Raw genomic sequence first — 16,976 nt, 5'->3', positions numbered from 1 at the left:
TATAATATTTTATATACGTCCTGTATTGACCGACACCACTCGACAGGACACTTTTACCACTGATTTTAACCGATTGGAGTGACCCTACGCATGAGGCTCAAAAAGCTGCTGCGAAAAAATATAGAACCGCGCTGCACCTACTGCGCGCACGGCTCTCCGCTGGCGGACGGCGAACGCATTGCCTGCCGCAAACGCGGTGTGGTAAACGGCACCGATCACTGCCGTTCCTTCCGCTACGATCCGCTGCGGCGCACCCCGCCCAAGCCGGCGGTTCTGCGCGGGCACTTCACCGATGTCGATTTTTCTTTAGGAGATACCGATGAAGAGCAATAATTTCAAAAACCGTCTTACCGCACTGGCGCTGTGCTTTACGCTGCTGCTCGGTGCGGCGCCGATCACCCACGCCTATGCCGTGAATGACGAGAGCGATACCTCATCGAGCCAGTCGGATTCCGACAGCACGGACACCTCGTCCACCGATTCGGGCAGCAAGGATTCCAAGGACACCAAGGACATGACCGCCGACAATGACAAGGATGTTATCGCAGCGGCAAGCGAAGCGCCGGCCGTAACGGCTACCGCCGCCCTGCTCATCAGCCCGGATTCCGACATGGTGCTGTATGAGAAAAATGCGGACAAGAAGCGTTATCCGGCGTCCACGACCAAAATTATGACCGCGCTGCTGACGCTTGAGAATGTCAAGGATCTGAACGAGACCGTCACGGCCGAACAGGGCGACTTCACCAAGGTTACAGCAGACAGTTCGAACGCAGACATCAAGGTCGGTGAGACCGTGCGCGTCATCGACCTGCTGTATGCGCTCATGCTGCCCTCCGCAAACGAGGCAGCGTACATGCTCGCGCGCCATGTCGGCGGCACGAGCGAGCACTTTGTGGACATGATGAACACCCGCGCCGAGGAGCTCGGCTGCACCGGAACGCATTTCAGCAACCCGTGCGGCCTGCACGAGGAAGATCACTACACCACCGCCCGTGATCTGTACCTCATTGCCCGCGAGACCATGAAGAACGACACATTCACCAACATTATCGACACCGTGCAGTACCGTATGCCCAAGACCAATATGCACGAGGAGCGCATCATCTTCACCACCAACCAGCTGATCTTCAGCTCGTTCAACCCGTGGTCATACCCGTACAACAAGGGCATCAAAACCGGACACACCTCGCAGGCGGGCAACTGCTTTGTCGGCTACGCGGAGTACGGCGATGCCAAGCTGTATTCGGTCGTGCTCGGCAGTGCCACCTCGTCCAAGGAGTACCCGACGGTAGCGGCCAGCTTCACGGATACCAAATCGCTGTATAAGTGGGGCTTCACCCACTTTAAAACCAAGACCGTTGCGAAAAAGGGCGACACGCTCGCCCATGTAAAGGTGGACCTGTCCACGCAGACCGATCAGCTGGTGCTGACCGCGAAAACCGATCTGGTGGCGCTGCTCCCTGCCGATGTAGAGACCGATTCGCTGGAAGCGACACCCAATCTGCCGGAAGCCGTTGACGCGCCCATCAAGGCCGGCGATGTGATCGGCAGCATGACATACAGCTGCAACGGCACGTCCTACGGCACGGTCGAGCTGGTCGCGCTCAGCGATGTGGAAATGAGCCGCGTGCTCTATTACTCGGACAAGCTGAGCCATTTCTTTCAGAGCACCGTATTCAAGATCGTGCTGATCGCAGCCGCAATCTTCATCGTGCTGTACATTCTGTTCAACATCACATTCGGCGGAATCCGGCGCCGCCGTCGCCGCAAGGCGATGCGCAAGCGCTACGATAACGATGATTATCCTCGCAGACACCGCCGATAAACAATCGCATACCGGCGGTTCAGCGAACTGCAAATACAGAGGCGGACCCATGTGTCCGCCTTTCATCTTCCCCCCAAAAAATCATACGTCAAAAGGAGCCTTTTCCCATGCAAATCATCGCAGACCTACATACCCACACCAATGTAACCGACCACGCGTTCAGCACGCTCACCGAAATGGTGCAGGCGGCCGAGGACCGCTGTCTTGCGGCTATCGCCATCACCAACCACGGCCCCACCAATCCGGACGGCCCGCACGAGTGGCATTTCTCCAACCTTGACCTCATTCCGCGCAAGATCGGCAAGGTAACGGTCATTCGCGGCATCGAATTCGACATCACCGCTCCGGCAGGCGGCATCAACGTCATTTCCAACAAGAGTCTCAAGCCCATTGAGTTTGCGCTTGCCTCCTTCCACGAGTGCATGTTCCCGCCGGTGGACAGCAGTGTGCACACGGCGGCGCTCGAGGCTATCCTGTACAACCCGTATGTCAACGCGTTCGGCCACCTCGGCAACTCCAACTTCCCGTTCGACCACGAGTACATCATCAGCCGCTGCAACGACCACGGCAAGATTGTCGAGATCAACAACGCATCTCTGTCCATCCGTAAGGGCAGCCATGACAACTGCATGGACATCGCCCGCCTGTGCATGAAGTATGAGGTGCCTATCTCGGTGGACAGCGACAGCCATATCTGCTACCGCGTCGGTCATGTGGAGGGCGCACTGGAAATGCTCGAGGAAATTGGTTTCCCGGAGGAGCTGATCATCAACAGCAGTGTGGAGCGGCTGAACAACTATTTCAAGGGCCGCGGCCTGCATCTGTTCGACGAGGAGGATTTGCTGTGAGAATCGGTATTGATCTGGGCGGCACGACCGTCAAGGCGGCGCTCTGCACCGAGGACGGCACGCTGCTGTGCAAAGACAGCCTTCCGACCCGGACCGGCAACGCAGCCGGCCTGAAAGCAGATATGAAAACGCTGGCGCTCTCGCTGTGCAGGGCGCACAGCTGTGCGGTAGAGGACGTAACGGCAATCGGCATTGGCGTGCCCGGCTCGTTTGACAAAAAAACCTGCACCCTGCGGTTCGGTACCAATCTGGGTCTGAATAACGTCAGCTTTGCGGATGCGTTTTTGCCTGAGTTCGGCTGTCCGGTGCATCTGGATAACGACGCAAACTGCGCCGCGCTCGGCGAAGCGACTGCCGGTGCGGCCAAGGGCACGCGCAACATGCTGATGGTAACGCTCGGCACCGGCGTTGGCGGCGGCATTATCATTAACGGCCAGCTGTACACCGGCTGCAACGGCATTGCCGGTGAGATCGGGCACATGGTTATCCGAAAGGACGGCGAGCCGTGCAACTGCGGACGGCGCGGCTGTCTGGAGGCGTACTGCTCGGCGGCTTCGCTCGTGCGGTTTGCCGAGCGTGCGCTCGAGGACGGACGAAAGAGCGTGCTTGCCGTACACAAGGGTCAGCTGAACGCCAAGCAGATCTGCGATGCAGTAGACGCAGGTGACACGCTCGCGCAGGAGCTGTTCGACGAATACTGCGACAATCTGGCGAACGGTCTGGCAAGTTTTGTGAATCTGTTCCAGCCGGAGAGCATCGTGCTCGGCGGCGGACTGGCGGGCTACGGCGAAAAGCTGCTCGAGCCGCTGCGGCGGCTCACCTTCCCGCAGACCTTCCGCGGTGAGAACCGAAATACCGAGATCGTCTGTGCGTCGCTCGGCAATGACGCAGGTCTGGTGGGCGCAGCGATGCTTGTAGAGTAATCGCTTGCGAAGCGAACGAATCTTGCCTGCCCGGCAGGGGCACAAGAGGGTAGACACCAAGGTTTCCACCCTCTGATTTTCACCCCTTTCCTAAGATAGTCTGGCGCAGACCAGAGACCGGCGACCGCTTCGAAAAAGAGAACGGCAGTCGGGTTACTCTTGCGTGTCTTTCTCCACCTTTTCGCAGTTCTCGCCTACCGTACTGCTACACAGACGGTTTGCTCTCCGTAGGCGCGGCATGACTGTGCCGCGCAACTCGTTTTCCAGTACGGCGCGTCATTCCCTCCCACTGCGCCAATTCCTAATTCCTAACTACTAATTATTCCCAAAATGCACCAACATAAAGGGCTGACCCACAGGTCAGCCCTTTGTTCATCTTATTGCTCTATCTGCCTTTTATTTTTTGATGATATTTTCGCACCAGCGCTGCATGATCGCTGCGATCTCGGCACGGGTGGCGGTGCCGGTCGGTGCCAGACGGCCGCCATTCTTACCGTTCAGCACACCTGCGCCGACTGCCCACTGCAGAGCCGGAATCGCGTACTCACTGGCCTGCTGAACATCCACATAGCTGAGAATATTGGTATTCTCACCCACGCTTACGTCGATACCCTTGCTTTGGGCGTAGCGATACAGGATCGCTGCCGCCTGCTCACGGGTGACGGCGGCATTCGGTCGGAAGGTACCGTCTGCATAGCCGGTTACGACCTTATTGGACGCTGCCCAGCCGACTGCTTCGGCATACCATGCGTCAGCCTGCACATCCGAGAAGTTCGCCGCTGTGCCCTTCGGCTTGCCTTCCAGGTTATACAGGATCTGCACGAGCATACCGCGCGTCAGGTTGGCGTTCGGTGCAAATGCACGGCTCGATACGCCGTTCATCATTTTGTGCGTGAGCACATAATCAACGGACAGATGATACCACTTTGCAGTATCTACATCCGTAAACGGTGCGGACGGACAATCCTTGCCGCCGTCGCACGGCTGATCTGCGGTGGTCTTGAAGCCCACGCTGACCTTAGCCGACGGCATCTTAAAGGTGTATTTGCCGCTGCCGAGGTCGGTCAGGGCAACCGTCTTGCCGTTTGCGTCCGTGACAGTCAGCGTACCTTCTCCGGCAGCAGTCAGCGTTACGGTGTCGCCTGCGGCCGCCTTGGTCTTATCCGCCTTGACGATATTCGCCAGTGCGGACGGGATCACAACATCGTAGGTGGTCGGGACAACGGCTCCGCCGCCGCCACCGGACGGTGCGGTGCTCTTGTACCAGCCGATGGCAAACGGAGACAGGCTGGAAACATGGAACGTAATTCCATCGTCGAGCTTGGTCGGCGTGAGCGTTTCCGTATCGCCGACCGTCTTGCCGCTCATATCAGTCGTAAACATATGAACGACCGAGAAGTTATAGCTGCTGTTCGGCGCATTGGTTGCCGAAAGCGTGCTGTACAGCACCTTGACGTCAATGCCGCCCTCCGGGAAGTCGGCAGGATTCGTAACCGTTACCCAATCCGTACCGCTCTTGTACTGCAGCACGATATCCAGATATGCGATGTTGGAAGCCGTTACCGCGCTGTTTACTTTTGCTCTAAGTGCGTTTTTCAGCTCGTTGATCGTGCTGAATTTGCTGCTCAGAGCCGATGGAACGGTATCCAGCGTATTGGCTGCGATCTGATACTCAACCGCTTCCGCGTCAACCTTAATGTTGTTCGCGCTCGTCACATCCTTGACGGTGATGGTGTACGCCGCGCCGTTCTTGACAGCGGTGACATTGCCGTCGATCGGCAGCTTCATGCAGTCCACGCCGCCTACTGTCAGCTTGCGGAACAGACGCTCGCCGTCCGGCGTTGCCGTAAAAGCAACCGTGCCGTTCTTACGGATTTCGCTCGTCGGCTGCGTATCATTCGGTACGCGCTTCACATCGGAGACCTTCCAGCCGGTGCCGCCGGTCGGAATAGTGAAGCCTTCGTAGGGAACGAACTTGACAGCCACATCGGTCTTGCCGGTCAGACCCGGGATAACCAGCTCGTTAGAGATGTTATTCTGATCTACACCGTTTACCGTCCACTGTGCGACCATCTGCTTGTTTTGACCGTTTTTTACGGCAGGCGTTGCCGTGAATACGACCTTGCTGCCGCGGGTAACACTTGCCGGACTGTTCTTCTGCGGCGTAATGGCCTTGCCGTTTGCCGCTGCAGCAACCGTTGTGCCGGTATCTGCACTCTGAACATCCAGGGTTACATCGTAGTTGATCGCGCCGTCAAATACGGCCTTGACTGTGGTATTTCTGCGAATTTCCGTCAGTGCCAGCGTATTGCCGGAGGCAGCCTGTGCAGCACCGCCGTTAACCGACCATTCCTTGAGATAGTAGCTATTGCTGCTCGGCACTGCCGTAATAGTCGTGCTGCCGCCGCGCTTGACGCTTGCCGGTTCTGCCGACGCCGTACCGCTGCCCTCACTTGTTACCGTAATGGTGTATGTCGGGCGCTCAATCAGCGTTGCGGAAACCCTGGTATCTGCGGTTACATTCTGCACGGTGTAACTGAGCGGTGCATCCGCCGTATCGGTCATCTCAGCGACTGTCGAGCCGTTTACCGTCCACTGCTGCACCATATCGTCCTTGTTCTCGGGCGTTACGGTGAAGGTCACGTCCGCGCCGGAGGATACCCAGCCGTCCGAAACCGTCTTGCCGTTTGCGGTGATGGCGATATTGCCGTTTCTGCCGTTCCGCACGGCGCTGACCGGAACCATTGCCTTGAAGGTGACTGCAACCGTGCTGTTTTCGGTTACGTTCAGGGTGTAGGTGCTGCCGCTGTTGGCAACCGAATGACCGTTTACCGTCCACTCGTCAATCTCGTAACCCTCATCGGGTTCTGCAGTGAAGGCAACCTTAGTGCCGCCGTTGACCTGTGTGTCGCTCTCAACGGAAGCCGTCAGTTTGCCGTTTGCCGGCTGGCTGTACGTTACTTCGTACTCGCCTGCGCTGAGCTGTGCTTCAACATGATATGCCGTTACGTTCGGCTTCGTGAGACAGCCGTTCTCAACCGTCCACGTCAGCGTATTGCCGTTACCGGCAACTGCCTTGCCGTTTACCGTCCAGCCGGTCACATTCTGACCTGCCGGCGGTACTGCCGTAAAGGTGAGCGACTCGCCGCCGCGTGCGGTTGTGCGGTTCTGTCCGTTTACGGTGACGTTATCACCTGTGGTGATGTCATACTCGACCTGCTGGAACTTCGGCGCAATGTAAATCGAGCTTGCACTGGTCGTATTCGGATAGGTGTAGGTTTCGCCTGTGCCTGCGCTGTCGTCACGCACATTATTGATATACCAGCCTTCGATTTCGTAACCAGGCTTTACCTCTGCCATGAACTTGATTGACAGACCTTCCGGAATATTGGCACCGGTATCTGCGCTCTCAAGAATCGACTCATTATTGTTTACCAGATTTGCCGCGCTGATATAGCCGCCTTCGCTTGTTTCGTTCGTCGGACCGAAGGTGATGCCGGTCACCAGCTTGACAAAGCGGACCTGAACCGTCGTTTCATCCTGCAGATTGTACAGCGTCTTGCTCACTGCGGTATCCGCCGTGGTCTGGCCGTTGATGGTCCAGTCCTGTACGCGGTAGCCTGCGCTCGGCACCGCCGTGATCGTGATATTCGAGTCGCGGTAGAAGCTGTGCGTGCCTGCTTCGAGGTTCTCCTGTTCGTATGCGCTCATGCCCTTGCGGGTGTTTTTTGCGGAAACTGTACCGCCGTCACCCTCGTCACCGAGCGAATCAACGGACAGGGTGAAGTTGTACTGTGGAATTTCGGTTGCGGTTACAACGATGGTCTGATCTGCAGTAATCGGACCGTTCAGCTTGTAAAGCTGCTTCTCCTCCGGCTTCTGCTCAATCCCGCTTGCGATTGCATTGCCGTTCACCGTCCATGCGGTCAGCTCGTAGCCGAAATGCGGCGCCGCGAGGAATTCCAGCATTGGCGTGTGCATGAATACAAAGCTGCCGCTGTTCAGCGAACCGTTCTGCGCGGTAATATCCGCATATGTGCCGGAGAACACGATAATCGGTTCCTTGCCGAACACAGCCGTCACCGCGGTATCCGCCGTGATATTCGTTACGGTCTCCGTGCGAGTACCCGACTGATAGGTATTCTGAGAATCATAATCAAACTTCTGACCGCTAACCGTAATGCTCTTGACGTAGTAGCCGTCTGCCGGCTCTGCCTTGACCGTGATCGCGCTGTCATGGTCAACGTGCTTATCCGCGCTGTCCTTGTCAAGCGTTACTTCGTTCAGGCGCGTGCCCTTAACGGTAATTGTGCCGTTTTCTGCCGCATTTACAGTGACAGTCGGCTTCTCCAACACCGTTACTTCAACTGCCGTATCGGTGTTCCAGCCGGTCAGAACCGCCTTGTTGGCGTCCTGTGCGTCCTGCGCTGCGTTCTTCCAGCCGGAAACGTAGTAGTCCTCACCTACCGCAGCTGTGAAGGTCACTTCGGTGTATGCCGGAATCGTATCGCCGCTGTGGATTTCCGTGCTGCCGATTTTCGCGGTGACAGACGCGATATTCGTGTCCGTGATTTCCTTTCCGTCTGCGTCCACTGCCTTGAAGGTGATCTTTGCCGCCTGTGCTGCACTGATCACGATCTTGACCGTGTGATCCTGCGTGATATTGCGCAGCGTAAAGCTGGTTTTTGCACCCGAACCGACTGCCGCCTTGCCGTCTACCTGCCACTCCTTGACCGTGTAGTTATCGTTCAGATTTTCCAGCGCAAAGGTCACTGCCGCGCCGTCCGGAATGGCATTAAGGTCTGCCTCCGTTCCGTCCGCCAGCTTTGCAGAGGTCTGCTGCTCACCGATCGCCGTACCGGATTCGTTCACGTAGGTGAAGGTCACCTTATGGGTCTTGGCGTTGCTGAACGATACGCTGACCGTGTGATCCTTTTCGATGTTCTCCAGCGTCAGCGTTTTCTCACGGTACAGATCGGTCGTACCCGGCCAGTAATACGGCTTGTCGTCCACCACCCAGCGTGCTACCGACATACCGGTGATCGGCGCAGCCGTGAACGTCACATTTGCGCCTTCCGCAATCTTCTGTCCGGTCGTGACTGCACCGCCGTCCTTTAGTGCTGCGGTCAGCTCACCGCCTTCGCCGCTGCTGAAGATAATCGTGTGCGAATCACTGCTGAAGGCTACTTCTACGTCCAGCTTTTTCGTCAGCGCCGCTACCGTCAGTCGTTCGCCGACCTTTTTGCCGTTCGACAGAATCTCCGTCACCTTGTACTCTGTATTACCGGTAATAGACTTAATGGACTGACCGTTGACCTTCCATTCCTTTACAAGGAAACCGTCGTTGCTCTTGGCATCAAACATCAGCTTGGTGTTCTTAGCGATGTTCTTACCGCTTTCAAACTTCTGGTCGAGGTCGCCGCTTTTGTAGCTTGCACTGAGTGAGCCGCCTTCACCGGCGCGATAGGTTACGCTCAGGGTGTCCTGCTTGACAACCAGCATGCGCTTGGTCAGATTCAGCTCGTACTTCTCGAGCAGTGACTTCACAGCCTTGTCCTCACCGTTGACGGCAATCGTTACCTCAAAGCGGCCGCTGACGTTCTTTCGGTTGCCCTTGTCATCATACAGCGCACATACGGCTGTAATTGCCGACGGCAGGGTGTCGTCCGACTCCAGAGCATCCGACCAAACCTCAAATGTGCTGTTGTCCGGTGCCTCGGTCGAATTATGATCTTTATTATCTCCCGGCCAGGTAACATACAGCTCCAGCGGCTTGCGCTTTACTGTAATGGTCGTGGACGCCAGCTTGGTGCGCTTGGAAGTATCGCTATCATCCTGATATGCCGTAATGATATAGGTTCCCGCCTTCTCCGGTCGGAAAATGCTGTCAGTGATAGCCGTTTCCTTACTCTCGCTCTGACCGGACTGACGCCAGGTGTAGGCGATATCTCCCGTAACCTCTGTTTTGCTGCCTGCGGTAACATCGTTTCCGTTTTTCGTTACAGTCTGCTGCTGCACGGTCAGATCAATCGGCGTACCGTATACGCTCGTAATCTTGTTTTCGTTGCCAACAGTGCTTTTAAGCGTGTAAACGGTCTCCGTTGTGCTGGTATCGCCGTCCTTTACGCTCTGCACGCCTGCCAGATAATATACCGTCTCACTTGTCAAGCCGCCGGTCGCGGTGGTTGTGATGGCATACAGACCGGCTGTCGGTGCGGTCCACGTTTTGCTGTCCGTGCCGCTGCTGTTTGTTCTGCCGACAATCGTGCTGACCGTGCCGTCCGACGTGTTCGTAATCGTCAGCGTGTACTCCACATTACCGAGTGCAGAGCCGTTCTTTTCCGCCGTTTTCGTTGTCAGGGTCAGTGCCGTACCGGAACCCGGCGTAGAGGTTGTAACGTCATTGTTAACCGTAGTTTCCTTTGTTACCAGTGTGAACGAAGGATCCGTATAAGCGCCCAGCTTCGTCTGCTGTGTGCAGGTCAGCTCGGTCAGTTCATAGCTGTTCTCTGCCTTCTTCAGCAGCTGATAATACTTGACGGTATAGGTGTCCTCTGCGGTACTGTCTGCACCACTGGTCGACTTATCCATCTTGCTGAGGATATAGCTCTCCGTCACGGTATCCATACCGTGAATCAGGTACTGCTCGCCGTTCCGGTACTTGCTTTCGTCGTATTCCGCGGCTGTCGGTGCCTTCGTTGTATTGTCCAGCGTAAACGCTTTTGCTTTTTTTGCGTCTTGGTCTATCACCACGGTTTCCGGCGTAATTGTGCTCGGCACCGTTACTGCCGTCTCACCGTTCTTCCACTGATAGGTGGTATTCATGGTGAGTTCCGCACCTGCGGTATACGTCTCGCCATTCTTTGTTACGGCGTAGTATACGGTCGATATCGAACCGTCTTCCTTCTTTTCACCGATGCCGACATATCCCTGCACCGTACCCGCTTGATCTTTTACCTCGTAAACATTCAGCGTCATGCCATCGGCTTCTACGGTGCACGGAACGGTTGTCTGTACGGATTCTGTCGTGGTTTTAACCGTGTTGAAATTGCTCTGACCGATATACGGGGTATCCTGAGTGCCCTTGCCCTCCGAAGTACCGGATACCGTCAAACCGGCGGTTGCCTGCGGTGTACCAACCGTCAGCGTTGCCGCATCGCTGTAGAACGAAATCGGCGTTCTTGCACCGTCATAACATGTTACCACGCAGCGGTACATCGCACCGTTCAGGTCACTCGATACCGACTTTACAGTATAGCTGTCCCTAGTTGCCCCTGCAATATTGCCCCACTTTTTGCCCGGCAGACGCTGCTGCCACTGGTATCTCGTGCTGCTGTACTCATCAGGTACAGAAGCCAGTACCTCGAAGGTTGCCGAGCCGTTCATCTGAACGGTTGCGTTATGCGGTCCGTTGATGTCCGGACGGCTCTTATCATTTGCCAGAGTTGTACCGGCAATAATCTCGCTTTCAACCGATTCTTCCTGACTGGTGTAATATCCCGAGGTAATCGCATACTGATACTTCGTATTAGGTGCAAGATCCTTCAGCGTGTACTCATACTGACCACTCGAAGATTCAGCCGCATCCACAGTATCAATCAATACGAACGGTTCTTCCTTATTATCTTCAAGATAGCGGTAAATCTTGTAATACTCTGCCGGACGGTCGCCGGATTCCCACGACAGCACCATGCTGTTGGTAGTCTGCTCGCTCAGCGACAGATCCTGCGCCGGAGACGGCGGTGCCGTCACATTGCTGACAACATAGCCCAATACCGGTACTTCATCGCCGTTGAACGGTACCGTCCATGTGCCGAAGCTCCAGTCAAAGTTATAGCGCGAATCGCCGCCGCCGGTAACAGCGCCCAGTTTGGTAATCGTATTGGTGTTTACCCTTTCGGTTCCGGCGCTTGCTCCCCAGTGATAGCCGCCGCCAGCCTTGAAGCCGCCAACTACACCATACATCTGCACCGAACCCTCATAGGAGTACTCAAAGTTTACGCCGCTGCTGGTTGCAGTCGTAAAACTCTGCAGCTGTGTACCCGAATCTTTGTAATGACCAACTTTACCGGACTGCTCCGAATGTGAACCGCTCGGCAGACTGGAACGATACGTATTCGGCTGACCGGACGTGCCCAGATGCAGGTTGCTGCCAATCTGCTGCATACCCTCGTACGCCGAAGCAGCCTTATTATAAGTATCTACCGAAACCATGTTCATCGAAGGATTACCCGGAACCGCCAGCGTCATAGAACTGGTCAGCTTCGGCGAATTGCCCTTCATTGTGTCATCCGGATACTTCACCTGATACTCGTAATATGTCATCGGTGTTGCATACATGAGCACCATATTGTCGTTCGTATCATTAGAATACTCGACCGTTATTTCCTTGCTTGTAGATTTTGTTGCACCAACAGTAAAGGTATGACTGGTATTAAATTCAACACCGCCGCCGGTCTCAATCAGCGGTGCAACATATTCAAAGCCCGCCATGATATCAAAACCAAACGAACCGGATGCCGTTACTGCTACAGTATTATCCTTACTGTATCCGATTCCGGTCTGCGAGTTTCCGATATCGCCGTCATTCACCTCCGCAAAATGCGGCGACGCCTCCAGAATCGCCATTACCTTCGGATCGGTGTAGCCGGTGCTGACACTTTGGATCTTCGCAAGCATGGCATCGTTGTTCACATCTGCCGTTGTAAGCGCCAGATTGCAGTTGCTCTTGTCATAGTATGTCCAATCATCCTCCCAGCGGCTGAACGTGCTGCCAGTCGAGTCTTTGTACAGCTGATCAATCTTCAAAAACTGCTTGTCGAAGGTCTCCTGCTTGCGGTACTCAACGTAGTATACCTGTTCCCTGCCCTGCTTGTTGCCGTCAAAATTGCCGACGGCATAGTCCAGAATACCGCTGTTGTTAATGAGTCGGCCGCCCAGCCAGCGGTCATGGCCCTTATTCGAGCCTTCCAGGATAGACAGCTGACTGCCGTTCACCGTGCCGACTTTATACATACTGCCGGAAATGAACAGATATTCCTGGGTGTTCACGCCGTCCGCCGCAACAGCCGCTACCGCGATCGGATTCTGCACATCGTCACCCTTGGTGCCGGTATTGGTAAAGCCGTTGGTGACAACTTCGGTCGCCTTGCATTTCGCTGTCCACGAATTATCATTCGTGCTGTACTGATAGCTGTATGCCAGCAGCTTGCTCTTGTCAAAGTCGCAGTCCTGATAATTACCATTCTTATCGTAGTAGCCTACCGCAACAACTTCCGGCGGCATACTGCCGCTCGGCGCATCGCTGACATAACCGATGGTTACGCCTGCAAAACGGGCACGGCCTTTTGCATCGCCATTGCTGTTCAGCAGTGTTTGCTTCGTCATCTGCGACCATTTATTGCTGTTGTTATAGTCGTAGACCGTCAGATAAGACTTTTCAAAGTTGGTATATGTTGTACCATCCAGCTTGTATTCGCTTTCCTTCAGGTCGTTGACATTGACCGTCATTGCCAGCTCGTCGATACCGTCCATATCCACGTCGCCGACTTCCATATCAACGCTCAGATGCGCGCGCAGCTCGTTATCGCCGTTGCCGTCGTGGTACAGCATTGCTTTCAGCGCGTCTCGGCCGCCGTCAATGACGTCACCGAGGTTGATTACTCGACCCTTGTCAGTCAGTGTGTCGCCGCTGAACGTATACTCCTTAATGCTGTCTACCGTATCCGTACTCTTGTTGTTGCCCGGCGTGTAGACCATCAGGGTGTCCTTGCCGTCGCCGTCAAAATCGCCTGCGGTCAGACTCAGCATAGCGCGGGTCTGGTAGAATTTCAGTTTCTTGATGTACTCACTGTCGCCACCGCAAACATCCATAACATCAGACACCTTGCGGTCCTTGTTGGTGACATACAGCTTGAGCCGCTTTGCGTTCTTATCGAACACCAGATTAGCGATGTACTCATCCTTGCCGGTGCCGTTCGGATCAAACGCCACAGTCGCAATGCGCTCGGCATTGCCGACATCGGTCGAGTTGCTCCACCGAAACGTAGACATCTGCTTGCCCTTTCCTTTGACTGCGCCCTCGTATGTCGTCTGGAACTCATCCGAGTCCACGCCGGCTACAACCAACTCGTGGTTCTGGAACAGCGGAACCCATCCCAGCGTGCCGTACGGGTTATTACGAAGTGTGGCTGTGTCTTTTATGCCCGTTTTTTCTTCCGTGGGCAGACCAAAGCCGTCTTTTGCTGCTGCAGTATCCGCTGCCGCCGCCTGCGGCAGCACGATCTGCGGCAGCAGACCTGCCAGCATACTGCATATCAGCAGCAAACTACAAATTCGTTTTTTCATTTTTCTTCCTCCTTGCCTTATGAAATAAACGGTTTCCACGGCTTTCCCCTTGCTTTACTGCGGAGCACCGTCCGAGGATACAGGTATTTCACCGTACTTTCAGTATAAGGGCAAAAAGGCGGCGGACGGCGAAGGTACCAAATTTGTTACCTTCGCCGTCCGCTGTAAATATTCAATTATTGCTCCTCGAGCCGATATCCGCTGCTGCGGTACGAATTGACCGTGACCCTCGCATTCTCGCCGCCGAGCTTCTGCTTAAGCCGTGAGATCGTCATGCGCACGGCATGCGGGTCGGCTCCCATCGGCTGCTGCCAGACCGCCTCATACAGCTCCTGCGCGCTGACGCTGCGGTTCGGGTGCCGCGCCAGATACAGCAGCGCCGCAAACTCCTTCTGTGTCAGGTTCAGGTCGGTCTCTCCGATGTACGCGCGTCCGCTCAGCAGATTCATCTGCAGCGGGCCAAGCCGTACTGCGCGTTCCTTCGGGTGCGCCGCACGCAGACGCGCTTCCACGCGGGCCATGAACACCTCCAAATCATACGGCTTTGTCAGATAATCGTCTCCGCCTGCGGTCAGACCCTTGACGATATCCTCGTTTTCGCCCATAGCGGTCAGGAACAGGATCGGCACATCGTATTCCTGCTTGATCTCGCGGCACAGCGCCACGCCGTCGCCGTCCGGCAGAAGAATATCCAGCACGATCAAGTCCACCGCGTGAAAGCACAGCAGCTCCCGGCACTTGTGTGCGGTTTCTGCCTGCAGGGTGCGGTAACCGCGCATGTGCAATGCCGCGTCGTTGATCGCCATGATGTGCGGATTGTCCTCCACCAGCAAAATCAGTTTATCTTCCACAATCGTTCTCTCCTTGTGTTTTGAGCGGCTTTTTCGGCAGTTCGAGCCGGAACACCGTGCCGTCTGCATCGGTATGCTCCACCTCGAGCGAGCCGTGGTGAATCTTCATCGCGTCCGCGCAGATCGTCAGGCCGATACCGCTGCCGCCGCCGCCGCTGCAGCCCTTCTCAAAGATATGCGGCAGCAGGTCGGGCGCAATGCCGCTGCCGGTGTCGCTCACGCGCAGGCACACCCGCTCGCCCTCGTCCGTAATGCGGTAGGCAATCACGCCGTTCTCCGTGTGGCGATTGGCATTGACCGTCAGGTTGATGAGCACCTGCAGCAGCATTTCCGGATTGCCCCAGAGCGCAATACCGTCTCCGCTGTCGCTTTCCAGCCGGTTGTGCTTTTTTTCCAGCATGGGACGGCATACATCCGCCGCACCGGACAGCAGCTGCGCCGCGTCAATGACGCCCATCTCAATATCGGGTGAACCGCCGTTGGCGAGGTCGATCAGCCGCGATACGAGCGCAGAAAGCCGCTGCGCTTCGGACGAAATGGTCTGCATGTGTTCATGCGCGCTCGCACCGACCGCTCCGGTGCCAAGCTGCCAGTCGGTCAGCTGCGCGTAGCCGCTCATGACCGTGAGCGGTGTTTTCAGTTCATGCGCCATCTGGTGCAGAAATTCGCTTTTCAGCCGGTTGAGCTGGGTCAGCACCTCGCGCTGACGGCGGCTCTCGGACAGCTCCTGTTCCCGGCGGTTGATCTTCAGGCTGATGGCTCCCGCAATCAGGAACACGAACACCAGCAGATACGGCGGCGCTGCTCCGTGGCGCGTGATGGTCGTCACGATGCGGCCAAATACCGCCTCGTACACGTTCGAGCCGAACAACAGCAGATAGCCGAGCAGAACAAGCACATCGTCCCGTTCAAACCGCCGGATACGCCAGAACCGCCGAATCAGCTGCACAACCAGATACAGGAAAAACGGCGTCGAGAGATAGTACCCGATTTTACTCAGCGGTGCGATATCCTGCGTCGGCAGGATAAAATGCGCCGCCGCCAGCACGGCATACAGCGCCGCATAGCACCGCACAACGATTGGCTTCGCCAGTTTTTCGTACAGACTTTGCAGCAAAAGCAGCAGAAAACACGGCTGCAGCGTAATCATCAGCACCAGAAACCGATATGCGACTGCCCAGTTGTAGTTTGCAGGCAGCAGATGCAGCACATAGAAATTCTGGTCGCGCAGACCGAGCAGCACACAGATGACCGCGAGGAAAACATACTTGATCTCGCCCTGAAATACCACAAACAGCAGAAAATACATGCCGAACAGGCACAGCGAACCGCCAAGCACCAGTGAATACAGATTCCGGCTTCGACGCATGCGGTCGATGTTCTCCGCGGTGGACAGGTGCATCTGCGTCAGACCGCCGCCTTCGCGGTGCACGAAATTCGCGTACTGGCAGACCACCTCGACCGTGCCATCCTCGCCGGTGTAAATCGGTATGAGCATATAGTCGATGCGCGGCTCAGACTCCGCCGCAGACGCCCCCACCTTGCCGATTTCGAGCACTTCACTGCCGTTTACCAGCACACGCGTGCTGTAATCGAATGAGTAGCCGCCGAGTGTCAGGTATTGTTTCGGCTGCGCGTGTATTTTCAGCCGATATGAGCCGTATGGAATGGATTCATTGCGTTCTCCCGGTTGGGCAGCGTCCAGCTCTGCGCCGCTGCCGAGTACCTCAGGATAGAACATCCATTCACCGTCTATCTCATATACCGCCGACGAAAAATCCGCTGATGTTGCATCCAGTACGCCGTCCTGCGCTTCCATTGCGCTGAAATCTCCCGATCGGTTAGAAAACAGCAGCATCAGCAGCACAAAAACCAGCAGGATAGCCGCCGTTATCGAGATATAGCGCATTCGTTCGTTCTTCATGGGCAGCTCCCCCTTCAAATCTCATTATAGGAGAAATCTTCAGTTTCTGCAAGATAGGAGTGAGAATGAAACCGCCTGTGCAGCAGCAAAGTATCCGGCACTGCGTAGAGGTAAAGAAATGGGAGCACACTGTGCTCCCCTACGATAGAAAAAATCCTCTGCCGTTCCCCTTTTTCACAGCGGTCGCCGCTCTCTGATTTTCGCCATGCCCTCTAAGGGAAAGGGGTGAAAATCAGAGGGTGGAAACCGCAGGTGTCT

The 16,976-nt window shown here is 55.8% G+C and carries 7 protein-coding genes; 4 read left to right on the top strand and 3 right to left on the bottom strand.

Going from position 1 to position 16,976, the window contains the following annotated elements; genetic code table 11:
* The first annotated feature begins 90 nt into the window (after positions 1-90).
* From DWZ82_RS04760 to DWZ82_RS04750, 4 genes are all read left to right on the top strand, one after another.
* Positions 91-333, top strand: a complete 243-nt coding sequence (locus DWZ82_RS04760; protein ID WP_118479156.1) for a hypothetical protein — start codon at positions 91-93, stop codon at positions 331-333.
* Positions 320-1,825, top strand: coding sequence for a D-alanyl-D-alanine carboxypeptidase family protein (locus DWZ82_RS04755; RefSeq protein WP_118479154.1), 1,506 nt, complete (start codon positions 320-322; stop codon positions 1,823-1,825). Before DWZ82_RS04760 ends, DWZ82_RS04755 begins: the two co-directional genes overlap by 14 nt.
* A gap of 107 nt (positions 1,826-1,932) precedes the next feature.
* A complete protein-coding gene (locus tag DWZ82_RS15095; protein ID WP_158575089.1) occupies positions 1,933-2,673 on the top strand; it encodes a phosphatase in 741 nt (246 codons plus the stop codon).
* Positions 2,670-3,596, top strand: a complete 927-nt coding sequence (locus DWZ82_RS04750; RefSeq protein ID WP_158575088.1) for an ROK family protein — start codon at positions 2,670-2,672, stop codon at positions 3,594-3,596. Before DWZ82_RS15095 ends, DWZ82_RS04750 begins: the two co-directional genes overlap by 4 nt.
* A 396-nt stretch (positions 3,597-3,992) precedes the next feature.
* On the opposite strand, the gene DWZ82_RS04745 is transcribed toward DWZ82_RS04750, so the two are convergent.
* The 3 genes from DWZ82_RS04745 to DWZ82_RS04735 all read right to left on the bottom strand — a co-directional run bounded on the left by DWZ82_RS04745 (position 3,993) and on the right by DWZ82_RS04735 (position 16,718).
* Positions 3,993-13,943 (bottom strand): InlB B-repeat-containing protein, encoded by a 9,951-nt coding sequence (locus DWZ82_RS04745; protein ID WP_118479150.1) that lies wholly within the window; start codon positions 13,941-13,943, stop codon positions 3,993-3,995.
* Between the two features lie 176 nt (positions 13,944-14,119).
* Positions 14,120-14,794: a response regulator transcription factor gene (locus DWZ82_RS04740; RefSeq protein WP_158575087.1), complete on the bottom strand. Its 675-nt coding sequence runs from the start codon at positions 14,792-14,794 to the stop codon at positions 14,120-14,122.
* Positions 14,784-16,718 (bottom strand): sensor histidine kinase, encoded by a 1,935-nt coding sequence (locus DWZ82_RS04735; protein ID WP_118479146.1) that lies wholly within the window; start codon positions 16,716-16,718, stop codon positions 14,784-14,786. Before DWZ82_RS04735 ends, DWZ82_RS04740 begins: the two co-directional genes overlap by 11 nt.
* Positions 16,719-16,976: the final 258 nt, after the last annotated feature.

Origin of the sequence: Butyricicoccus sp. AF35-5AC, from assembly GCF_003477715.1 — a bacterium.
In the GTDB taxonomy this organism is placed as follows: domain Bacteria; phylum Bacillota; class Clostridia; order Oscillospirales; family Butyricicoccaceae; genus Agathobaculum; species Agathobaculum butyriciproducens.
This window is presented reverse-complemented; position numbering and strand designations above follow the sequence as displayed.